This window comes from Actimicrobium sp. GrIS 1.19, assembly GCF_035984655.1.
Taxonomy (GTDB): domain Bacteria; phylum Pseudomonadota; class Gammaproteobacteria; order Burkholderiales; family Burkholderiaceae_D; genus Actimicrobium.
The window spans coordinates 55,187-77,902 of the sequence record NZ_JAXCHT010000021.1; the positions used below are offsets into that span (position 1 = coordinate 55,187).

21 protein-coding genes are annotated in these 22,716 nt (G+C 61.1%); 14 read left to right on the plus strand and 7 right to left on the minus strand.

Annotated features, from left to right (window positions below):
• Positions 1-10: 10 nt before the first annotated feature.
• Complete coding sequence (locus RCH09_RS14700; RefSeq protein WP_326941870.1) at positions 11-421, plus strand: hypothetical protein; 411 nt, start codon at positions 11-13, stop codon at positions 419-421.
• A 283-nt stretch (positions 422-704) separates the two neighbouring features.
• Here RCH09_RS14700 and RCH09_RS14705 read toward each other — a convergent pair whose 3' ends face one another.
• The 4 genes from RCH09_RS14705 to RCH09_RS14720 form a co-directional block, all read right to left on the minus strand.
• Positions 705-3,821 carry an efflux RND transporter permease subunit gene (locus RCH09_RS14705; protein ID WP_326941871.1) on the minus strand — a complete coding sequence of 1,039 codons (3,117 nt, stop codon included), beginning with the start codon at positions 3,819-3,821 and terminating at the stop codon, positions 705-707.
• A 2-nt stretch (positions 3,822-3,823) separates the two neighbouring features.
• The gene (locus RCH09_RS14710; protein WP_326941872.1) at positions 3,824-4,975 is read right to left on the minus strand and encodes an efflux RND transporter periplasmic adaptor subunit; all 1,152 of its coding nucleotides are present in this window, start codon (positions 4,973-4,975) and stop codon (positions 3,824-3,826) included.
• 259 nt (positions 4,976-5,234) lie between these two features.
• Positions 5,235-5,822, minus strand: a complete 588-nt coding sequence (locus RCH09_RS14715) for a response regulator transcription factor (RefSeq protein ID WP_326941873.1) — start codon at positions 5,820-5,822, stop codon at positions 5,235-5,237.
• 26 nt (positions 5,823-5,848) lie between these two features.
• Positions 5,849-7,882: a sensor histidine kinase gene (locus RCH09_RS14720; protein WP_326941874.1), complete on the minus strand. Its 2,034-nt coding sequence runs from the start codon at positions 7,880-7,882 to the stop codon at positions 5,849-5,851.
• A 150-nt stretch (positions 7,883-8,032) separates the two neighbouring features.
• On the opposite strand from RCH09_RS14720, the gene RCH09_RS14725 reads away from it, so the two are divergent.
• The 10 genes from RCH09_RS14725 (at position 8,033) to RCH09_RS14770 (ending at position 16,927) form a co-directional block, all read left to right on the plus strand.
• Positions 8,033-9,034, plus strand: coding sequence for a TRAP transporter substrate-binding protein (locus RCH09_RS14725; protein WP_326941875.1), 1,002 nt, complete (start codon positions 8,033-8,035; stop codon positions 9,032-9,034).
• Between the two features lie 22 nt (positions 9,035-9,056).
• Positions 9,057-9,617, plus strand: coding sequence for a TRAP transporter small permease (locus RCH09_RS14730; RefSeq protein ID WP_326941876.1), 561 nt, complete (start codon positions 9,057-9,059; stop codon positions 9,615-9,617).
• The gene (locus RCH09_RS14735) at positions 9,614-10,894 is read left to right on the plus strand and encodes a TRAP transporter large permease (protein ID WP_326941877.1); all 1,281 of its coding nucleotides are present in this window, start codon (positions 9,614-9,616) and stop codon (positions 10,892-10,894) included. The genes RCH09_RS14730 and RCH09_RS14735 overlap by 4 nt, the downstream gene beginning before the upstream one ends.
• A gap of 581 nt (positions 10,895-11,475) precedes the next feature.
• A complete protein-coding gene (locus RCH09_RS14740; RefSeq protein WP_326941878.1) occupies positions 11,476-12,609 on the plus strand; it encodes a hypothetical protein in 1,134 nt (377 codons plus the stop codon).
• A 13-nt stretch (positions 12,610-12,622) separates the two neighbouring features.
• Entirely contained in the window at positions 12,623-12,823 is a 201-nt protein-coding gene (locus RCH09_RS14745) for a hypothetical protein (RefSeq protein WP_326941879.1), read from the plus strand.
• 12 nt (positions 12,824-12,835) lie between these two features.
• Positions 12,836-13,054, plus strand: a complete 219-nt coding sequence (locus RCH09_RS14750; RefSeq protein WP_326941880.1) for a hypothetical protein — start codon at positions 12,836-12,838, stop codon at positions 13,052-13,054.
• A 75-nt stretch (positions 13,055-13,129) separates the two neighbouring features.
• Positions 13,130-14,707 (plus strand): methyl-accepting chemotaxis protein, encoded by a 1,578-nt coding sequence (locus RCH09_RS14755; protein ID WP_326941881.1) that lies wholly within the window; start codon positions 13,130-13,132, stop codon positions 14,705-14,707.
• A 463-nt stretch (positions 14,708-15,170) separates the two neighbouring features.
• Positions 15,171-15,668 carry a methylated-DNA--[protein]-cysteine S-methyltransferase gene (locus tag RCH09_RS14760; protein WP_326941882.1) on the plus strand — a complete coding sequence of 166 codons (498 nt, stop codon included), beginning with the start codon at positions 15,171-15,173 and terminating at the stop codon, positions 15,666-15,668.
• Positions 15,661-16,575 (plus strand): site-specific tyrosine recombinase XerD, encoded by a 915-nt coding sequence (xerD, locus tag RCH09_RS14765; RefSeq protein WP_326941883.1) that lies wholly within the window; start codon positions 15,661-15,663, stop codon positions 16,573-16,575. The genes RCH09_RS14760 and xerD overlap by 8 nt, the downstream gene beginning before the upstream one ends.
• A 136-nt stretch (positions 16,576-16,711) precedes the next feature.
• Positions 16,712-16,927, plus strand: a complete 216-nt coding sequence (locus tag RCH09_RS14770) for a hypothetical protein (protein WP_326941884.1) — start codon at positions 16,712-16,714, stop codon at positions 16,925-16,927.
• Between the two features lie 143 nt (positions 16,928-17,070).
• Here the strand turns inward: RCH09_RS14770 and RCH09_RS14775 are convergent, their stop codons facing one another.
• Positions 17,071-18,072, minus strand: a complete 1,002-nt coding sequence (locus tag RCH09_RS14775; protein WP_326941885.1) for an endonuclease/exonuclease/phosphatase family protein — start codon at positions 18,070-18,072, stop codon at positions 17,071-17,073.
• Between the two features lie 36 nt (positions 18,073-18,108).
• On the opposite strand from RCH09_RS14775, the gene ybaK reads away from it, so the two are divergent.
• The 3 genes from ybaK (at position 18,109) to RCH09_RS14790 (ending at position 20,224) form a co-directional block, all read left to right on the plus strand.
• Positions 18,109-18,600 (plus strand): Cys-tRNA(Pro) deacylase, encoded by a 492-nt coding sequence (ybaK, locus tag RCH09_RS14780; protein ID WP_326941886.1) that lies wholly within the window; start codon positions 18,109-18,111, stop codon positions 18,598-18,600.
• A gap of 63 nt (positions 18,601-18,663) precedes the next feature.
• The gene (gene plsY, locus RCH09_RS14785) at positions 18,664-19,269 is read left to right on the plus strand and encodes a glycerol-3-phosphate 1-O-acyltransferase PlsY (RefSeq protein WP_326941887.1); all 606 of its coding nucleotides are present in this window, start codon (positions 18,664-18,666) and stop codon (positions 19,267-19,269) included.
• A gap of 178 nt (positions 19,270-19,447) precedes the next feature.
• Positions 19,448-20,224, plus strand: a complete 777-nt coding sequence (locus RCH09_RS14790) for a PEP-CTERM sorting domain-containing protein (protein ID WP_326941888.1) — start codon at positions 19,448-19,450, stop codon at positions 20,222-20,224.
• Here RCH09_RS14790 and RCH09_RS14795 read toward each other — a convergent pair.
• Together RCH09_RS14795 and tsaD are read right to left on the minus strand one after the other, a co-directional pair.
• Positions 20,151-21,413, minus strand: coding sequence for a putative Na+/H+ antiporter (locus RCH09_RS14795; protein WP_326941889.1), 1,263 nt, complete (start codon positions 21,411-21,413; stop codon positions 20,151-20,153). The two genes, RCH09_RS14790 and RCH09_RS14795, sit on opposite strands and share 74 nt — an antisense overlap.
• A complete protein-coding gene (gene tsaD / locus RCH09_RS14800; protein ID WP_326941890.1) occupies positions 21,413-22,441 on the minus strand; it encodes a tRNA (adenosine(37)-N6)-threonylcarbamoyltransferase complex transferase subunit TsaD in 1,029 nt (342 codons plus the stop codon). Before tsaD ends, RCH09_RS14795 begins: the two co-directional genes overlap by 1 nt.
• Positions 22,442-22,716 lie beyond the last annotated feature (275 nt).

The window sequence follows — 22,716 nt, forward strand, 5'->3', positions numbered from 1 at the left end:
ATTGGGCGAAATGAAACTTAGATTTTCTCATCACGATACCGGCTATATTCATCCAGTAATTGGGCGGGTATTTCATTGGAAGCAAGAAGTCGTGGAAGGGGAGGATGCAGAACGTTACCAAAGCTATATTTGCGAAGTTTTGGGCGCGGTTGCGCAACGGCAAATAGGCTGCGATCGCCTCCTCAAGAACATCGAAGACATCGAAAACGGCACCAAAACCGAAATCGAAACTGGCGGTAACGATGTTGCATTGACATTCCGGCCTTCCGGTGTACAGGTAGACATTCTGCCCTTCGAAGACTGGTGCGACCAACCCGAAGGCCATTTCGAACTGCGGCAATGGAAAATCGTACTGGAGGCATGGCGGCGGTTTCTTGGCATGCCCGAGTCGCTGGATTCGGTCGTCGAGGTCACGCTATAAAGCAGCAGCGCAGCGCCCCGATTTCCCCGCCTACGACAACATGAAAGCCAGCATTGCCACATCCTCCTCAAGCATGACCATCATGCTCAAAGCCCAGATCATGATGAGGGTTTGCAGGCGGGGGGGAAACGGATCAAGCGTCATTGCGAGTCAGTACGTTGGTGGGGTCGGGCGGCAACAGCCGAAGCATACCCTGAACGACCAGGCCAACGGCAAAAGCTACCACAAAAGTGCATTGCGGCGCCGCTGTCCGACGTCGCATGGCCCGCCGCGATGTGGTTGCTTATGGTTCCGTTATCAGGGCAGCCGCAACCGGCTGCTCGATGCCATCCGCACCACGGAAAAACCGCTTGGCGCGGCGTCCCCAACTGTCGAGCCAGGTGTACGCCACCGGCACCACCAGCAGGGTCAGCAGCGTCGAGGTAATCACGCCGCCGATCACCGCGCGGCCCATCGGCGCCTGCGATTCGCCGCTGTCGCCCAATCCCAGCGCCATTGGCAGCATGCCGAAGATCATCGCCATCGTGGTCATCAGGATCGGTCGCAGGCGCACCTGCCCGGCGGCCAGGATGGCGTCGTGCTGGTTCAGGCCATTGGCTTGCGAATGGTTGGTGAAGTCGACCAGCAGAATCGCGTTCTTGGTGACCAGGCCCATGAGCATGATGAAGCCGATCACCGAGAACATGTTCAGCGTGCTGCCGGTGACCAGCAGTGCCAGCAGCACGCCAATCAGCGACAGCGGCAGCGACATCATGATCGCGACCGGTTGCAGGAAGCTGCCGAACTGCGAGGCCAGCACCAGATAGATGAAGATCACCGCAATGCTCAGTGCCGCCACCGCCGCGCCGAGCATGTCTTTCATCTGCTCGGCCTGGCCGCCGACATCGAAACGCACGCCGGGTGGCAGCTCGATGGTCTTGATCATGGCCTGCACCTCGTTGTTGACATCGCCGGCCGGCCGTCCTTCGATGTTGCCGTAGATGCCGACGCGGCGTTGCAGCGCCTGGCGCTTGATGACCTGCGGACTGGTCGACGGAATGAATTCCACCACTTGTCGCAGCGGCACCATGATGGCGCGGCCATCCGGCGTGACATTCTTGCTCAGCACCGACAAATCGGCGAGGTCGGTGATGCGTTCGCGACCGGCTTTCGGCAGCTGCACATTGACTTCGTAGTTCTGGCCATCCTGCGCCAGCCAGTAACTGGTGGTGTCGCCGGCGACGAACGGCCGCAGCGCCGCGCCAATCTGTTGCAGCGTCAGACCCAGATCGCTGGCGCGCTCGTGGTCGATCTTGACGATCACCGACGGCGTCGACGCCGCCAGGCTGTTTTCCAGATCGGTCGCGCCCTTGATGCGCGACAGTTTCTGCATCACCTGCTTCGCAACGCCATCGAGCTTCTCGATGTCCTGGCCGAGAATCGCGATGTAGATCGCCTTGTCGAAACCGACCGACAGTTCGACCCCGGCAATCGGCTTGAGGCGTTTGCGAATGGCCGATTCGATCTCTTTCTGGACGCGCCGATGGGTCAGCTTGCGATCGGTCAGCTTCAGGTTGACCTCGGCGGTATTGGCGCCATCCTGGCCGCCGACCGTGGTGATGATGGTGGCGACTTCCGGAAACTCCTTCAGCGCAGCCTCGACCTGATGAATCTTTTCATCGGTGTATTCGAGGCTGGAGCCAACCGCCGTCTTGAACTTCAGCGCAATGAAGCCTTCATCGGTCTCCGGGAACATCTCCGCGCCGATCATCGGCACCAGCATCACGCTGCCGACAAACAGCGCCAGGGCCATCGACAGTGTCAGCTTGCGCCAGCGCAGGGCCCATTCGAGCGCATGGCCGTAGGCCACATGCAGCCGGTCGATGCCATGCTCGATGCGCTCCATCAGCCGGCCCAGCCACGGCACCCAGCGAAAGCGGTTCTGCACCGGATCGCGCCAGACCGACGACAGCATCGGATCGAGCGTGAAGCTGACGAACAGCGACACCAGCACCGCCACCGTGACGGTGATGCCGAACTGCAGGAAGAAGCGACCGATGATGCCTTTCATGAACGCCACCGGGACGAACACGGCGACGATGGCAAAGGTGGTCGCCATTACCGCCAGGCCGATCTCGGTGGTGCCGTCGTCGGCGGCCTGCTTGTGGCTCTTGCCCATGCCGAGATGACGCACGATGTTTTCGCGCACCACGATGGCGTCATCGATCAGCAGGCCGATGCACAGCGACAGCGCCATCAGGGTCAGGCCGTTGATGGTGAAGCCGAAGGCGCGCATCGCGATGAAGGTCGCCATCACCGAGATCGGCAGCGTCAGTCCGGTGATGATGGTGCTGCGCCAGGAGTGCAGGAACAGGAACACGATCAGCATGGTGAGCGCGGCGCCCTCGATGATGGTGGCCTTGACGCCGTCGAGCTGGCGTTCGACCGCATCCGAGTTCGAATTGACGATCGCCAGCTTGCTGCCGGCCGGCAGTGTCCTGGCCATGTCGGCGACGGCCTTCTTGATACCTTCGCCGGTCTCGATGATGTTGGCGTCCTGGATCTTGGTGACGTTGATGTTGATGGCGCGTTCGCCATTGACGCGTGAAATCGACGACTGTTCGCGCTCGCCATCGACCACCTCGGCGACCTGGTCCAGAAACACCGGGCCGTTGGCGCGGCGCGCGACGATGATCTTGCCGAACGCGCGCGGGTCCTTGATCTTGCCTTCGACCCGCACCAGCTGCTCGGACGGACCGCGACTGATGATCCCGGCCGGCATGTCCTTGTTGGTAATCTGGATCGCCCGCAGCACTTCATCGACGCCGATGTTCTGCGCGGTCAGTTGTGCTGGCTTCAGGTTGATCAGGATCTGCCGGCTGGTGTTGCCGCCGGTGGTGACCTGGCCGACGCCGGCCACGTTATGCAGGCGCTTGACCACCACCTGCTCGGACAGCGTCGACAACGCGCGCATGTCGCCGCTGGCGGAAGTCAGCGTCAGCGTCGCAACCGGCTCGGCGTTTTCTTGCTCGCGCGCGACGTACGGCTCTTTCGCGTCCTTCGGAAAGGTGGTGCGGATCTGGGCGATCTTGTCGCGCACTTCCTGGATCGCGTGATCCATGTTGGCCGACAGGTCGAATTCAACGAAGGTGTTGGTGCGTCCCTCGAACGAGCTGGAGACGATTTTCTTGACGCCCCGCACGGTGTTGACGACGTTCTCGATCGGCTTGGTGATATCGTTCTCGACCGCTTCCGGCGAGGCGCCCGGATACATCACCTGAATGAAGATGAACGGAAACTGCACGTCCGGCATTTTCTCGACACCCAGGCTCTTGTAGGAGAACAGCCCGAGCACCATCAGCCCGATCATCACCATGGTGGCGAAGACGGGATTGCGAATACTGGTTTTGGTCATCCACATGATCAGACCTTCGCTGGCAAACGCACTGCGGTGCCGGCCTTGACGCCATCGAGCTTGACCGCCAGCACCAGCGTGCCGACTGCAATCCCGGAGGTCACCTCGACCATGCCTTCGTCTTCATTGCGCAGGCCCAGCCTGACGGGCTGCTCGACCACCTTGCCGTTGTCGATCTTCAGTACCGAGACGACGCCATTCTTTTCGCGCAGTGCGCTCAGGGGCACGGCCGGCACCATGGCGGATTTTTCCAGCGTGATGCCGCCCTTGGCAAACATGCCGGACTTCAGCGCGCTGTCGGGATTGCTGACCGCGACATACACGATGATGGCACGCGAACCGGCTTCGGCGGCCGGGTTGATGCGCACCACCTTGCCGCTGAAGTTGCGTGCGCCAAAGCCATCGACGGCGAAGTTGACGGTCTGGCCGGCGCTGATTCGCGGGATTTCACTGGCCGGCACCTGCGCTTCGAGGATCAGCTGGGCCAGGTCAACGATGGCGAACAGGGCCATGTCGGGCGCTGCCTTTTCACCGATCTGGACGAAGCGCTTGCTGATGATGCCGTCAATTGGCGCACGCACGATGGCGTCGTCCAGCGCGCGGCGCGCAATATCAAGCTGGGCCTCGGCGGCCTTGACTGCAGCCTGCGCCAGTTCGACATTGCTTTGCGCCGTGTCGAGCGCGTTTTGCGAAATGAATTTCTGCTTGAGCAGCGCAGTGTTGTTCTCGTGATTCTTGTTGGCCAGCGTCAGGCGGGCGCGGGCGTCTTCCAGCGTGGCCTGCTGGCCGGCCAGCCGGGCTTTCAGGTCGGCCGTATCGAGCCGGACGACGATGTCGCCGCGGCGCACCTTGACGCCTTCAGGCACCGGCGTCTCGCGCACTTCGCCCGCGACCTTGGATTTCACCGTAGCCTGGTTGAGCGCGGTCAGTGCACCCGAGACAGGCAGTTGAACGCGCAGATCGCGCGCCTGGACCCGCAGCAGATCGCCGGGCGCCAGTTCCATTGCCGCCACTGCGGGTTGCGCCGGTTTGGCTTCGACTTTCGCGGCACCGCCGCGTAGCGCAAAAAATATGCCGGCGGCAATGACGATTGCAAGCACCACCGCAATGGCAACAATCCGGCGCAGCGGACGTGCGCGCGGAGCGCGGGTTTGATTCATCGGCAAGTCATTTTTCATTTTTTTTATCGGTGTGTAGGGTCAGAATGTCGACGCATCCCGGCAGGCAGAAGCATCGCATGATTTGCATGCGCGAGCCAGCCATGGGCCGAAAAATTGGTCAACGCCAGCATGCCCGTGGGACTGTATCGGCATCGTTGATGGCGGGCAAAGCCGATGCGATGAATTGCGGGATTGGTGCGACAGATTGCGCGCAGGGACGACGAATGGCGAACGGGATGGCGGCGTTGCCGCCGGCAAGTTACTTCAGCAGGCCGGCCAGTTCGACGGCGGTCTTGACATGCATTTTGTCAAAGATATGGGCGCGATGGACTTCGACGGTACGCATGCTGATGCCGAGCTGGTCGGCGATGACCTTGTTCATCTTGCCAATCAGTATCAGGTCCAGCACCTCGCGTTCGCGCGCCGACAGCGTGGCCAGCCGGACCTGGACGGCCGCCTGCGCCCCGGCGGCGCGCGACGCCGCCAGCGCCTCTTCGACGCGGTCCATCAGCTTGTTGTCATTGAACGGCTTCTCGAAGAAGTCGAAGGCGCCGCGCTTGAGGCTGTCGACCGCCATCGGCACATCGCCATGGCCGGTCAGGAAGATCACCGGCAACCGTTGCGTGAGCTTGCGGGTGGCGAGAATGTCGAACAGGGCGCCGCCGCTGACGTCGGGCATGCGGATATCCAGCAGCACGCAATCGCCGCCTGCGTCAAAGTTGATCTGATCCACCATCGCCAGGAATGGCGCCGCGCCTGGCCAGGCGGTGGCGGCAATTGCGCGCGATTGCGCCAGCCAGAGCAGCGAGTCACGAATGGCGTCTTCGTCGTCGATGATATGCAGCATGGGGCTCCAGAAATAGAAAGACGAGATTACGAAACCGCGGCGGGCACGGCCGCCTCGGCCACCAGGATCGGCAATGCGAACTGAAAAATCGTGCCGCCGCCCGGGTTGGCGGCATGGGTCAGCGTACCACCATGGAATTCGATGACGGTGCGGCAAATGTTGAGCCCCATCCCCATGCCCTGCGATTTGGTCGAAAAGAACGGCGAGTACAGTTGTTCGGAAACCTCCTCGGGAATGCCGTGGCCGAGGTCGATGATGGAGGTTACCACCGCCAGATGCCCGGTCGGCGTGAGCGCGCTGGCGGACTCGACGCGCAGAATGCGGCGCTCGTAGGGTGTCTGCTGCATCGATTCGATGGCGTTGCGGGTCAGGTTCAGCAACACCTGTTCGATCAGCACGCGGTCGGCCAGCACGTTCGGCAACTGCGGCGCGATGCGCAGGTGCACCTTGACGAAAAACGGCTGCGCCTGCAGCGCGATGAGTGGTTCGACGCTGTCGAGAATGGTGCGCATCGACACGGTGGTGCGGTCGGGCGCGCGCTGCTTGACGAAGTCATGCACGCTGCGAATGATCTGGCCGGCGCGCTGCGCCTGGGCCGCCGCTTTTTCGAGTGCCGGCTTGAGCATGGCGTCGCGTGCGCCATTGGCGGCGGCCGGATCGCTGAGCAGGTTCAGCGCGCCAGTGGTGTAGCTCGAAATGGCCGCCAGCGGCTGGTTGAGTTCATGCGCCAGCGTTGACGCCAGTTCACCCATGCTGGCCAGACGCGCACTGATCTGCAGTTGTTCGAGCTGGCGGCGGTTCTGGTCTTCGGCCTGCTTGCGTTCGGTGATGTCGAGAATCGAACCCATCCAGCCGGTCTGTTTTCCGGTCGCGTCGAGCAGCGCGGATTCAAAGATCAGCACCGGAAAACGCTCGCCGTTGGCGCGCTGGAAGATGGTCTCGAAGCCTTGTGGCGTGACCGTGCCGGCCAGCACCTGGGCGAAGCGCAACTGATAGTTTTCCATGGCTTCGGGCGCCCAGTACGGCATCGGCGGCAGCTTGCCCAGCAATTGATCGGCCTGCATGCCGACCATCTTGCAAAACGCCGGATTGGCATACGTGACGCGGCCGTCGAGGTCGCGTGCGCGCATGCCGGTGACCAGTGAATTCTCCATTGCGGTCCGAAACGTGACCTGCTCGCGCAGCGCACGTTCGGTGGCAAGCCGACGGTTGATGTCGCGCCACAGCGCCCACAGGCTCCAGGCCAGGCCGATCGACAAGGCGATCACCGAGCCGACCAGCAGGCCCGGCAGCAGACGTGGCGCGCCTTTCACGCTGCTGGTGCGCAGCGACAGATTCTGCCCCTGCAGATCGATGGTGCGCTGGTGGGTGTAGACGCCGCGGCCGGGGCCGCCCGACATGCGTCGACCGACCAGCTTTTCATCGGCATCGAGCAGGTCGATCTGGTTATCCTGCGCGAACCACCACGGCACCATTTCGTCCAGAATCGCGCTGACGTAATAGGTCATCAGCAGCATCCCGACGAAGCGCCCTTCGGCAAACAGGGGGACATGGTAGTCCAGCAGAATGGGCTGCTTTGCGCCCACATCTGCCGCCGGTACCGCATAGCGCGGCGTGCCGGTTTTTCTGGCCCGCAGTGCCGCATCCTGCGACGCGGCCGACAGGTCGGCCAGCGACAACTGGCTGCCATCGGTCGCCGCGATGGCGTCGCCGTCGGCATCAAGCCAGATCATGCGCTTGATCTCGCGGCCATTGCGCATCAGCCCGGCGGCACGATCGAGGAAGCGGTTGGGCCGCAGCTGACCGGCAACGATTTCGGCCGCGATCAGTTTCAGGCTTTCTTCATTGCGGCCCAGTTCGAAGCGAATGGTTTGTTCCACCCACAGGGTGTCGGCAATCAGCTGCTCCTGCCGCTCGGTGGCTTCCATGCGCTGCGCCTGCCATGGCAGGCCGGCCATGATCGCCAGCGACAGCAGCACCAGAATGATCGGCAAGCCCCAGCGCCAGGCCTGGCGGCGCGGCGCAACAATGGATCGCATCAGGTGGGTGAGGTGGTTCATGCGCGGTATTCGGAACGAGGGTCCCCAGTGTAGCGGCATGGCAGGCGAATGGGGCCGCTGGCCACTGTGGTTATCCACACTTGTCTGACATCAATGCGCTCATGACAATAAGCGTCGATTCCCGAATTGAACCCTGTATCAGGAGATGCCATGAAATTGTCTGCCTTCGTCCTCGCCGTGTGTGCCTGCCTTACCGCCAGCATGGCCTTTGCACAAACGCCCATCATCATCAAGTTCAGCCATGTGGTCGCGACTGACACGCCCAAGGGCAAGGCCGCAGAGCGCTTCAAGGAATTGGCCGAGAAGGCACTCAAGGGTCGCGTCAGGATTGAACTGTACCCCAACAGCACGCTATACAAGGACAAGGAAGAGCTGGAGGCCTTGCAGCTCGGCGCAGTGCAGATGCTGGCGCCGTCGCTGGCCAAGTTTGGCCCGCTCGGCGTGAAGGAATTCGAGGTATTCGACCTGCCGTACATTTTCCCCGGCAAGGATGTGCTGTACCGCGTCACGGAAGGCCCGATCGGCAAGGACCTGTTCAAGAAACTGGAGAGCAAGGGCATCACCGGGCTGGCTTACTGGGACAATGGTTTCAAGGTGATGTCGGCCAACCGGCCGCTGAAGACGCCGGCCGATTTCAAGGGCCTGAAGATGCGCATCCAGTCCTCCAAGGTGCTCGATGCGCAGATGCGCGCGCTTGGCGCCAATCCCCAGGTGCTGGCGTTTTCCGAGGTCTATCAGGCGCTGCAGACCGGCGTGGTCGATGGCACCGAAAATCCGCCGTCCAATCTGTACACCCAGAAAATGCATGAAGTGCAGTCGAACGTGACGGTCTCCAATCACGGCTATCTGGGCTATGCCGTCATCGTCAACAAGAAATTCTGGGACGGTTTGCCGGCCGACGTGTGCACCGGCCTGGAAGGCGCCATGCGTGATGCTACCAAGTACGCAAATGCGATTGCCCAGCAGGAAAACGACAAGGCCCTCGAGGCCGTGCGCAAGACCGGCAAGACCGATGTCTACGTACTCAGCGACAAGGAAAAGGCAGAGTGGCGCCGGGTGCTGTTGCCGGTGCAGAAGGACATGGAGTCGCGCATCGGCAAGGAGTTGATTACTGCCGTTGGCAAAGAAGCCACCGCGCTCGGCTACAAGTAATCGGCCGCTTCCGAAAGGCACCATGAAACTGCTCGACCATCTCGAAGAATGGCTGATTGCGACATTAATGGCCGGCGCCACGCTGGTGATTTTTGTCGCGGTCGTGCATCGCTACCTGTCCGGCCTGCCGATTCCCGGCGTGCAGGACTGGCTGATTGGCATCAACACCAGCTGGGCCCAGGAACTGTGCATCTACATGTTCATCTGGATGGCCAAGTTTGGCGCCGCCTATGGCGTGCGCACCGGCATCCACGTCGGCGTCGATGTGCTGATCAACCGGATGAACACGCCGTGGCGCAACAAGTTTGTTGTGTTCGGTTTGCTCGCCGGGGCCAGCTTCACGGCCATCGTCGGCACGCTGGGGGCACGTTTCGTGTACCAGATCGCACAGCATTCGAGCACCTCCGAAGTGCTTGAGCTGCCGATGTGGATGGTCTACATGGCCATCCCGCTGGGCTCGTACCTGATGTCGTTCCGCTTCCTGCAGGTGGCCTGGACGTTCCTGAAGACCGGCGAATTGCCCAAGCACGACCACGCCTTTGTCGAAGGCCTCGACGAAGAAATCAGCGGAGCAAAGATATGAACGCGCTGATTATTTTCGTGCTGCTGTTCGCGCTGATGCTGACCGGCATGCCGATCTCGATTTCGCTCGGGCTGACGGTGCTGACCTTCCTGTTCACGATGACCGACGTGCCGATCGAATCGGTCGCACTCAAGCTGTTCACCGGCATTGAGAAGTTCGAAATCATGGCGATTCCGTTCTTTATCCTGGCCGGCAATTTCCTGACCCACGGCGGGGTGGCGCGACGCATGATCAATTTTGCCTCGTCGATGGTCGGGCACTGGCATGGCGGCCTGGCGCTGGCCGGCGTGCTGGCCTGTGCGCTGTTTGCCGCCGTCTCGGGCTCGTCGCCGGCGACCGTGGTGGCGATTGGCTCGATCATCCTGCCGGCCATGATCCGGCAAGGTTATCCCAAGGGTTTCGGCGCGGGTGTGATTACCACGTCGGGCGCGCTCGGCATCCTGATTCCGCCGTCGATCGTGATGGTGATGTATTCGGTCTCGACCAATACTTCGGTCGGCAAGCTGTTCATGGCCGGGGTGGTGCCGGGATTGATGCTGGCCTTCTTTCTTGGCCTGACCACCTGGTTCCTGGCGCGCAAGCACAACTACCCGCGTCTGCCGAAAGCCAGCTGGCGTGAGCGTTGGGTCACCTTTCGCAAGAGTGCCTGGGGCCTGCTGCTGATCGTCATCGTCATGGGCGGCATCTACAGCGGCAAGTTCACGCCGACCGAAGCCGCCGCAATGGCTGCGGTGTACGCCTTCGTCGTGGCCGTCTTCGTCTACAAGGACATGGGCATGAAACAGGTGCCCAAGGTGCTGCTTGATTCCGCAGCGATGTCGGCCATGCTGCTCTACATCATTACCAATGCGGTGTTGTTCTCGTTCCTGATCACCAGCGAAAACATTCCGCAGGCGATGGCGGGCTGGATCACCGGCATGGGCATGGGGCAGATCGCTTTCCTGCTGATGGTCAATGTGCTGCTGCTGTTGGCCGGTAACGTGATGGAGCCCTCGTCGATCGTGCTGATCATGGCGCCGATCCTGTTCCCGGTGGCGATGAAGCTGGGCATCGATCCGGTCCATTTCGGCATCCTGATCGTCGTCAATATGGAAGTCGGCATGTGCCATCCGCCAGTCGGCTTGAACTTGTACGTGGCTTCCGGCATTACCAAGATGGGCATCACCGAATTGACCATCGCGGTCTGGCCATGGCTGCTGACGATGCTCGCTTTCCTCGCACTGGTGACCTACGTGCCGCAGATATCGTTGTGGCTGCCGAACCTGGTGTATCGATGAAGTAGTGGTTGCCGGGCCGCTGAAGGTACACGGCCGGCGCAACTGTTCGTCATCGACCGGTATACGATGCGCCTGTCGTCCTGAGGCGCAAGCTGGCCGCCCCGTGCGGCCAGTTGCTTTTTGAATGCCATTTCCGGGCTTCCCGAGTAGCGGCTGCCGGCAGCTGTGTCGGGCCAGACAGTTGCGCTGGCCCGCTGCCGTTCCCGTCCGCTGCTGGCTACGGAACGTCCCGTAGTTGATGGACAAATGGTTAGTCAATTTGTCCAACCCCTCCCTGATACCCCGTAGCACCTGCCTTGCTCCCTCCACATTCCGTTGCATCGGCCCTGTTGCGCGCATCCGTCATAGGTGAATTGCTTTTTTTCTGCATGAATTGGTGCGCGTTCGCCGCGAGCGACGACGTCATTAGCAAAGATTATCCCAACGAAAATAACGATTGCAACAAATAAAATGTATTGGATCAGAACAACAATTCATCATTAAAATCGTTAACTTCGTTTTTTTCTGAGATAATTTGTTGCACTGTGGAATCACAAATACAGCGAGCACTGCTCCACAGGCATTCAAAACTAGGGGAAATCATGCAAAAGCTTATGAAGAAATCATCACTGCCAGCCTATCGTCGCAGCGTTCTGCTGGTGGCCGCGGCACTGTTTGCCGGCGCTGTCCATGCCGACGACCTGCCCGACATGTTTAAAGTTAGCGGCTTCGGCACGCTCGGCACCGTGCACAATTCGTTGCACACAGGCGATTACGTCGCCGATGTATTCCAGCCAAACGGCGCGGGATACACCCACAGCTCGGCCTACGGTGTCGACAGCAAATTGGCGCTTCAGCTTGATGCCAAGCTGTCGGAGAACCTTTCCGCAGTGGTGCAGATGGTGTCGCGTTATCGCGTCAACAGAAATTATCTGCCGTCGGTGGAATGGGCCAACATCAAGTACGCCATCACACCGGAACTCAGCGTTCGCGTAGGTCGCACCGCGATGCCGACTTTCATGAATTCGGAAACCCGTCTGGTCGGTTACGCCAATCCATGGATTCGCCCACCGATCGAAACCTACAGCCTGCGTTCGACCACCAACGCCGACGGCATCGATGTTTCGTATCGACGTGCGTTTGGTGCGGTCAACAACACCACGCAAGTTTGGTACGGCAAGACCGAAGTGGCTTCGGTCGCCTACACCGGTGGCGTCTCGAATGGCGTGCGTGCGACCAAGATCATCGGCGTGGCTGACACCATCGACTATGGCGCACTGATGATGCGCGCCGGTGTAACGGCAATCGACTTCCGCCTCAACGGCGCTGCCGGCACCTTCATTTATGCCAAGGCGAATGTCTACAACCTCGGCGCCACCTACGATCCAGGCACCTGGTTTGTGATGGGCGAATGGACCAAGACCGACTTCGGCGCCATTCAGCGCGCGCAGCAGGCCAAGTACGTGACGGCAGGTTACCGATGGAACAAGTTCACCCCGTATGTGACCTATTCCCGCGTTGGCGTGGATGACAACCAGGTCAAGCTCGCCCTGCGTGCCCAGGATACGAAGTCGGCCGGCCTGCGCTGGGACTTCATGAAGAGCATGTCGCTGAAGGTGCAGTTCGACCAGGTGCAGCTCGATGCTGGAAGCGCCGGCTTCTTCACCAATGCCAAGACCGGTCTGGCCGGCAGCGAAGCCAAGGTGCTGAGCGCTGCAGTCGATTTCGTTTTTTAATCAGGATTTCATCATGCTAAATAAAAAAATACTCTGCGGCGCCCTGCTGATGGCCGCGATGCCCCTGGGTGCGACCCTTGCCCTGGCCGAAACCGTGGTGGTGGTATCTGCCAAGTCGTCCGCCACTGCGTTGACTGCTGATCAGGTGTCCGACATCTTCCTGGGTAAGTCGGCTGTGCTGCCGGGTGGCGGCCAGGCGGTGCCATTGGACTAGGCCGAGGGCCCGGTGCGGGACGACTTTTACCAGAAGGCGACCGGCAAGACCGGCGTCCAGGTCAAGGCGTTCTGGTCAAAGCAAATCTTCAGTGGAAAAGGCCAGCCGCCGAAAGAGGTCGGTGACAGTGCCGCCGTAAAGGGCTTGGTGGCCAATAACCCCAACCTGATCGGCTACATCGACAAGAGCGCGCTCGACGGTTCGGTCAAGCAAGTGCTGAGTTTGAAATAATCAGGCCGGGGCGCCGGTCAGCCACCGGCGTCCCCTCTTGCCTGTCCAGGCATGTTGCAATGCGAAAGGCGCAGAATGAATATCAAGAAAAGAATTTGGTCGCTGCCGGTGATCTCGGCAGCCATCTTTGGCATGGGTCTGGCGGTGTCCGCCTATTATTCGACCAGTGCCCTGAAGGCGATCGAACGCACCGGCGCGATCGATTATCCCGTGCTGAGCCAGTCAGCCTTGTTGCGCACCGATGTGCAGGCGATCTCCGAGGACCTCAAGAACGCGGTGCTCGAAGGCGACAAGAAACGTCTCGACACGATTAATGAATCTGCCGAAAAGTTACGCAAGAAATTTGCCGTGTACGGCGCCATTGACGGCCAGGGCGCTTCCGGCGCGCGGCTCAACAGCGAATTCAATGCCTATTACTCCGATGCGGTGGCCGCCACACGGGTCATGCTGGAGATGGACAAGGGCGAGGTCCCGGTCCTGATCACGGCGATGCAAAAAACGCTCGCGGTCATCACTGCAGATCTCGATCAGTCGGTTGTCGCGGCGAATGCGCAATTCAAGAACGGCATCGCGTACAGCGTGGCGCGCGTTACCCTGGTGCTGTTCATCAGCATTGGCGTGGCCATCGTGGTGATCCTGAGCCTGATCCTGGTGTCGTGGTTTGTGATCCGGGCAATCTGGAAGCAACTGGGCGGTGAACCCGAATATGCACGCAAGATCGCGCAGACCGTGGCCGCTGGCGACCTGTCGATCGAAATTACTGTCGATGCGCGTTACGATGACAGCCTGCTGGCAGCGCTGGCTGAAATGCGCACCCGGCTCGACGGCATCGTGTCCGGGATCCAGTCGTCGGCCACGGAAATTCGTGTCGCCTCCGGCGAGATCGCCACCGGCAATGCCGATTTGTCGTCCCGCACCGAAGCGCAGGCCGGTAATCTGGGCAATGCGGCCCGTTCGATGGGTAACCTGACCACCACCGTGCAGCAAAACGCCGAGAATGCCCGGCATGCCAACCAGCTGGCGACGGTCGCCGCCGAGGTGGCAGCCAAGGGTGGGCGGGTGGTGGACCAGGTGGTGAACACCATGGACGATATCAGCGCATCGGCGCGCAAGATCTCCGACATTATCGGTGTCATCGATTCGATCGCTTTTCAGACGAATATCCTGGCCCTGAACGCGGCGGTGGAAGCCGCCCGTGCCGGCGAACAGGGCCGTGGCTTTGCCGTGGTGGCCGCCGAGGTGCGCAACCTGGCTCACCGGAGCGCCACCGCCGCCAAGGAAATCAAGCAGTTGATCGACGAATCGGTGACCAAGGTCGGCGCCGGGTCCCAGTTGGTCGGCGACGCCGGCCGCACCATGGGCGAGATCGTCACGTCGGTGGAGCAGGTCAGCCAGTTGATCCGCGAAATCAGCGCATCCAGCCAGGAACAGAGCAAGGGCCTGGAGAGCTTGAGTCTCAGCGTCAATGAAATGGATGAATCGACCCAGCGCAATGCCGCCATGACGGAACAGGCCTCCGCTGCAGCCAGTTCGCTGCAGGAACAGGCCACGCAACTGAGTGAGGCGGTCGGCGTGTTCAAGCTGTCGGCCCACTTCGGCAATAGCTTCCACGCTGTCGCGCACCACCCGACCTTACGCCTGAGCCATAGCTGATTAGCGGGCCGTCGCGCCACGCCTCGCCTGACAGCGAGCGCATGGCGCGGCGATCGCGCTGGAATCTCGTCCTATCTCCCTGCGTCTTGATCGCGCAGGCGAGTCAATCATACCGGTCACATCCGGCGCAAATTTTTGGCTGCAAATGGGTCCATTGCGGCCGGTCGTCAGTACACCTCAAGTAAACCAAAAGAAATGTGTTGAAATGGTTTTTCATATCGTGGAAAAATCGGCTTGACGCCTACGTGGAATTACTGAAGACTCCGGGTCTGGGTTTGCGAAATGGCAAGCCGACGGAAGAATTTACGAGGTGATTGACGAACAAGAACGGTATCTATACCGAAGCTATGAGGAGACAGGTATTTCAATAATGCTGTTTAAACAGCGGGGGAATACCAAAACAAGTTAGGGCGCATCATTTGATGCGCCTTTTTTCTTGGCCATTTTGATTTATGCTGCGGCCATGCACCATCCATCCACCACCGACTTTTTTTCCGCCATCGTTGCCGCGCCATTTGGTGCGGTCGGCATTCGCAGTGCTGCCGGCGTGGTGCGCGAACTGGTCTATCTGCCGCCGAGCTTCGCCGAACAGGCTCCTGCTGATTCGATGTCCGAACGCGCCGCCATGCAGGTGACGCGTTATCTGGCTGATCCCAATTTTCGTTTCGACGTGCCGCTGGCGCCAGTCGGCACGCCGTTCCAGAACCGCGTCTGGGCGGTCATCGCCGCGATTCCGCGTGGCGACGTGCTGACCTATGGCGAGGTGGCGCGCATTATCCAGTCGGCCCCGCGCGCGGTCGGGCAAGCCTGCGGTGCGAACTGGTTTCCGCTGGTGGTGCCGTGCCATCGGGTGACTGCGGCCGGTGGTTTGGGCGGCTTCTCCAATCACGATGAGGCCAGCGGCTTCCATGTCGGCGTCAAGCGTTGGCTGCTGGCGCATGAAGGCGTCACCGATGTCTGACAAACCCGTTCTGACGCGCGACAGCGCCGAACGGATCGATGCCTTTTGCGACACGCTGTGGCTGGAAGACGGACTGGCAAAAAATTCCCTCGATGCCTATCGGCGCGACATGACCGCGTTTGCTCTGTGGCTGGCTGCCACCAGCAGCAAGGCGCTGCTGGCCGCAACCGCCGCCGATCTCAATGGCTATTTTGCCGCGCGCCACGATGCGTCCCGGCCGACCTCGGCGAATCGTCGACTGGCCGTGCTGAAACGGTTTTATCAGCTGGCGCTGCGCAATGGCCAGCTTGTCGATGATCCCTGCCTGCGCATGGTGTCGGCCAAACAGCCTCCGCGTTTTCCAAAGACCCTGTCGGAAGCGAATGTGGTGGCGTTGCTCGACGCGCCGCTGGTAGATACACCGCTTGGGTTGCGCGACCGCACCATGCTTGAGCTGATGTACGCCAGTGGCCTGCGGGTCACCGAGCTGGTGCTGCTCAAGTCGGTCGAACTGAGCCTCAATGATGGCGTGGTGCGGGTTACCGGCAAGGGCAACAAGACGCGGCTGGTGCCGTTTGGCGAGCATGCCGGCGCCTGGGTCGCGCGCTATTTGAAAGAAGGGCGTCCGGCGATTTTGAACGGGCAGATGGATGATGCGCTATTCGTGACCGCCCGCGGCGGCCCGATGACGCGGCAGATGTTCTGGGTCCTGATCAAGAAATACGCGCTCAAGGCCGACATCCATGCGCCGCTGTCGCCGCATACGATGCGCCATGCGTTCGCCACCCACCTGCTCAATCACGGCGCCGATTTGCGCGTTGTGCAACTGTTGCTGGGACACGCCGATATTTCCACCACCCAGATTTATACCCATGTTGCGCGCGAGCGGCTCAAGTTGTTGCATGCGGCGCATCATCCACGCGGCTGATCTGGCAGAAATTGATATAAACCATTTCATGGTCTTGTTTCTCGGCGGGGGTTAATCCTGTATCCTGCGTGGTAAGCGCGCGTGCCGAAAACGGCCTGTGCTGTTCCCACTATCCGCAGCACTCAAAGGTGACCCATTGGCAAAGACAAACTTCCAGTACGAACGGCGACAAAAGGACCTCGAAAAGAAACGCAAGAAAGAGGAAAAATTGAAGCGCAAGGCGGACAAGAAGGACGAGCCAGGCGAGGGCGTTGAAGGCGAACCGTCCAAGGCCGTTGAAGACGGCGATGAGGCCGAAGAGACAGAAACACCGGATGGCGACGAGGCGGACGCCGCCGGGCAGCCGAAATAAGTTACTGCAACCCGCCAGGCACTGCGCGCACCACCACCTTTTAAACGCCTGACAAAACGTGCCTTGCTGCGTTGCAGCGGCTTGTCGTGCAGGTGTACTGGCTGCGGCGCGACGCCGTGCCAGACCGGTTATGTCAGGCGTTCTTATTCGGCGCGCAGTTTGCCGACAGCAGCCCGGGCCATTTCGCCGAACAGACGCACCCGCACCAGTACCTGGCCATGATCCGACGCGGCTGACAGCTGCAGACCGACGTGGTCGTTCAGGTAGCGCACCTCCAGCACTTCGCCGATCGCATAGCGCGAGCCGGCACAAAATTCTTCCGATACCAGTACATGATCAATGGTTTCCGTGGCGCCGTCGTGCATGTGCGTGAAGCCGTCGTCGCGTTCCCGTGCATTGCCCGTCTGCACCCGGTAACTGTCGAACAGGCGTTCATAGAAGGCGCTCTTGCCGCGCCGGCCGGTGCCCATCACCATCTGCGTCGATACTGACGAGGCGACATCGTTGAAGTCACCCAGGACCACCAGCGGCGCACGCTGTCCCAGTTGCAGGTCGGTCAGCAGATAGCGCAGGCCGAGCGCGTCGGCGCCGCGCCGGATCAGCGAGCGCAATGACGCAATGCCAAGATGGAAGGGATCGTCTTCCAGTTCACTGTGGCGCCAGTCGGGGCGCTTCGATTTCATGTGGGTGACGAAGGCATGCATGCTGCCGTGCCCAGGCAGTTTCAGTTCGGCCTGCAGGATCGGCCGGGTAAAGCGCGTCATCGGGTCGGTGACGCCGGGCAGATTGACCGCCAGCTCGCGCGGCAAGTCGACATGCAGGATGGGCGCGGCCATCATCGGCAGGCGCGACACCAGCGCCACGCTCGGGCTGAGCTGGCCATCAGACGGTTGCGGATCGCTGCCGATATGATGCGCATCGCGGTAATTGACGGTGCGCGAGAGCACGTCCTTCAGTGCGTCCTGCGAAAAAATTTCCTGGAAACCAATGACATCGGCATCGAGCCGATCAAGCTGTTGTGCCAGCCAGCTGATTTTTTGGTCGTACTGCTCGATCGAGTACGGCTCCTGGTTTTCATAAAAACGCGTGCCGGGTAAGGCCAGATTCAATACATTGAAAGTTGCGAAGCGAATTTCATGCTGCATAATTGGCCTCCTGATCGTTCTCACAGCGTAGCACGCATGGCAAAAAAAGATCACATCTCCGAGACACCCGCCACCCAATTTTTACGCAAGCAAGGCGTCGCGTTTACCGAGCATCCTTATGCGTATGAAGAGCACGGCGGCACCGCGGTATCCGCGCGCGAACTTGGCGTGGACGAACACGCGGTGGTCAAGACGCTGGTGATGCAGGACGACGCCGCCAAACCGCTGATTGTGCTGATGCATGGCGACCGCAAGGTATCGACCAAGAATCTCGCGCGCCAGATCGGCTGCAAGGCGGTCGAGCCCTGCAAGCCCGAGGTGGCGCAACGGCATTCCGGCTACATGGTGGGCGGCACCTCGCCGTTCGCCACAAAAAAAGCGCTGCCGGTCTATGTCGAACAGGGTATTCTTGCGCTCGAAAAAATCTATATCAACGGCGGGCGGCGCGGCTATCTGATCGGCATTGCGCCAGCGGTATTAACGGCGCTGGTAGCGGCGCAACCGGTGCAGTGTGCGTTGGAAGAATAGATCGGGCCTGGCCACCCGGCAGGATCACCAACATAAAATCAAAAATCATTCACGGAGTACGTCATGTCCACGCTGCTGTTTGTTCTCGCTGCCTATCTGATTGGCTCGATCTCGTTTGCCGTCGTCGTCAGCCGCCTGTTCGGGCTGTCCGACCCGCGCACCTACGGCTCGAAAAATCCGGGCGCGACCAATGTCCTGCGCAGCGGCAACAAGGCGGCAGCGGTACTGACGCTCATCGGCGACGGCTTCAAGGGCTGGCTGGCGGTCTGGCTGGCGCTGCGTTTTGGCCCGCAATACGGGGGCGAGGACAGTGGCATTGCACTGGTCGCCATCGCCGTGTTCCTCGGCCATCTGTGGCCGGTGTTCTTTCGCTTCGTCGGCGGCAAGGGCGTCGCCACGGCACTGGGCGTGCTGCTCGGCATTAACCTGTGGCTCGGTGTTGGCACGCTGGTGACCTGGCTGGCGATTGCGTTTGCATTTCGCTATTCATCGCTGGCGGCGCTGGTGGCTGCGGTGTTCGCACCGTTTTATTACGGCCTGTTGTTCGGGGTTGATGCGATGCTGCTGGCGGTGCTGGTGATGAGCGCGTTGCTGATCTACCGGCATCGCGCCAATATCGCCAATCTGATGAATGGCAAGGAAGGCAGGCTGGGCAAGCGCAAGGTGTGATTGCGGGCGCAGTGCGCTTCCAGTCGAGGGCAAGATTCAACGCGGCTATGCGGTCGCCACCGCAGACAGCGGTCGCAGTGGCGGCGTACGCTGTCTGCGCGTCAGCGGCAAATCTTTCCGCGACGCAGGCAGCGCCCCCGTTCGCCCCCGTTAACCAGCACCCGACCCAGGAGTCCTCATGAAACGGAATGGCGCATCCATCGCGAAGCGCTGCCTGCTTGCCCCTGCGGCAACGCTGGCAATAGCGCCGCAGCTTGCCGCGGCCTCCTACAAGTACGAGTACACCGGCCGCATCTTTCCCGTGACGTCGATCTCACCGCTGGAGGTCAATCCGACCAATCCGTCGGGCACGCTCGTCAATGACGGCTCGGTGTCTGCCGTGATCTATTCACCGACATTGCTCTCGGCGGGCAACGGCATTCCGCAGGGTGTCGATTTTTCGATCACCGGCAACGATGGCTTCGGCGCCACCACGCTGCAGTATTCCTGGCTGGAGTTCTACAATCCTGCGCCCTTCGATCCCAACTGCGGCCCGGGCACGCCCTGTCATCCGGACAATATCGGCACCTTCAATATTGGCGCGGTCGATGCCGCCGGCATCCCGCTGCAGTGGAACCTTGGCATTGATTATTCGTACCGGGCGCCCACCGGGCGATTGTTCTCGCGGGTATTCATGACCGGAGCCGACCTTGACGGCGTCAGCGAGGGATACGAGGGGTTCCAGTATTTTTCGGGAACGCTCGCCAACGCTCCGGGTACCTGGAGCGTGAGCGTGGTGCCCGAACCAGCCACCTATGCGATGCTGCTGGCTGCGTTGGGCCTGTTTGGCTGCATGCGGCTGAAGCATTTTCGCCCGGTTTGGACGACGCTTGCCATTTCTTTTACAGCAGCAAAAAGCACCCGGCCGCCACCGCAGTCGGCAATAGCGCTGCCACGAACAATTGCAAGGCACTGATCGAACCTTCATCAAAGCTGTCATGCAAAATCGCGAAGCCGGCCGGATTCGGCGCATTGGCAATCACGGTCAGGCCACCGCCAGTGATGGCGCCGGCCACCAGGGCATATTTGGCCGAATCGGTCATGCCGCTCACCAGCGAACCGAGATAGGTCAACGCGGCATTGTCGGTAATCGCCGTCAAACCGACCGCGCCAAAGAACAGCACGGTCGAATCCAGCCCGGCCAGCAGCGGTTGCAGCCACCAGGTTTGCTGCTTGCCCAGCACCACCAGTCCGGCCAGAAAAAATCCGACCAGCAAGCCTTCGCGCAGCATCAACGGGTCCTGATGGCGCTGGTAGGCTTCGGTGTAACCCAGGAAAAACAGGAACAGGCCGAGAAACGCGACCGGATGATGGCTGGTCAGGACCGTCCCGGCCAGAAACAGCAGATGGATCAGGATCACCGGCAGTGGCATCGGCGGCCTGTCGCTGGGGGGCATCGGATTGCTCAGTCCGGCCAGCTCCTTGCGGCACAGCAGCGCCACGCCCAGTCCATTGATCAGCACCGCCAGCGCCGCCTTCCAGCCGAACACGCTGCTCATGAAACCGATATCCCAGCCCCACGCCGAAGCCACCATCAGCACCGGTGGCGCCGCATACGGTGTGAGCACGCCGCCGATCGAGACATTCACCAGCAGCACCGCCAGCGTCGTGTATTTGAACCGGTTCGACAATCCGCGCACGTAGTAACGATCGCGCAGCATCAGCGCCGCCAGCGTCATCGCGGCCGGTTCGGTGATCAGTGAACCCAGCAGCGGGATCAGCGTGAGTGTCAGCACATACTGCGCGAAGGCCGGTGGCAGCGGCAGCCAGCGCGTCAGGGTTTCGACGCTGCCCTGTGCCAGCGTCAGGATCGGGCGGGTGCCGGCGATGACCAGGATCGCGAAGACGAACAGCGGTTCGGTAAAGTTCTGCTGCTCGAGATAGTCGATGGCCGGCTGCGTTCCGGAGAGCGCGACGATGCAGAGCGTCAGCACCAGCGCCCACAGTCCGAACACCACCTCCACTTCGCCCAGCAGATGCCAGATGCCGGCATGGCGCGGATGGCTGTGCGACAGGTGATCAAAGAACTTGGTGCAGAAGGTGTGCAGCACCGCCACGCCAAACAGCGCCGTGCCGATCAGTTCCAGCGTCGTCGGCCCGGCCATCAGGCGGCCGTCAATTCGGCCAGCGGCCAGCGCGGGCGCACCGTGAAGGCATAATTGCGGCTGGCCTGGGTCGGGTCATGCTTGAGCCGCAAGCCGCCGGCAAAGGCGATCATCGCGCCGTTGTCGGTGCAAAATTCCAGCTCCGGGTAGTACACCTTGAAATGCTTGCGCGCGGCCGCCGCGTTCAGCGCGGCGCGCAACTGCGTATTGGCGCCGACGCCGCCGGCAATCACCAGCCGCTTCAGGCCGGTATGCCGTAGCGCGTTGACCGACTTCGCCACCAGCACCTCGACGATCGCATCGACGAAACCGCGCGCGATGTTGGCGCGATCCTGATCGCAGACCGCGCCGGGGTGATTCTTGACGACCGTCAGGACGGCCGTTTTCAAACCGGAAAAACTGAAGTTAAAGTCCTTCGTATGCAGCATCGGCCGCGGCAGCTTGTAGGCCAGCGGATCGCCGAATTCAGCCATGCGTGAAATGGCCGGGCCGCCCGGGTAACCGAGCCCGAGCAGCTTGGCCGATTTGTCGAAGGCTTCGCCGGCGGCGTCATCCAGCGTTTCGCCAAGCAGCGTGTAGCGCCCAACGCCATCGACCCGCATCAACTGCGTATGCCCGCCCGAGACCAGCAGCGCGACGAACGGAAACTCCGGCGGATTGCTCGCCAACAGCGGCGACAGCAGATGTCCTTCCAGGTGATGAATGCCGAGGACCGGAATGTCCAGCGCCAGTCCGAGCGCGCACGCTACCGAGGCGCCCACCAGCAGCGCGCCGGCCAGCCCCGGTCCCTGGGTGTAAGCGATCGCACCGATCTGGGTGCGCTGCAATCCAGCCGCATCGAGCACCTGCTCCAGCAGCGGAATGGCGCGCCGGATGTGATCGCGCGAGGCCAGTTCCGGCACCACGCCGCCATATTGTTCGTGCATCGCGACCTGCGAGTAGAGCGCGTGCGACAGCAGGCCGCCATCGGTGTCATACAGCGCGAGTCCGGTTTCATCGCAGGAGGATTCAACGCCGAGAACAATCATGGAGGTGGGCAGGGTGGAGTGGGGAAGCGCCATTGTAATGGCAAAACTCCGGCCGCCGGCCGCGGCACCGATCTGGTGCGCCGCACAACGCTGGCGCGAACATGAGCGCTGCCGGCGCGTTTTTCACTCCGATTCCGGGACGATCTGCTGGCACAGCGCTTGCAATGCTTACTTCGTCTCCTGTTCAGGCTGGCAGTGGCCCGAGCGGTACTTCAGGCGTCCGACCCTTCGCGCAAGCGCATGCAGCGGCCGGACGCCATTTTTTTGTCTTTTCC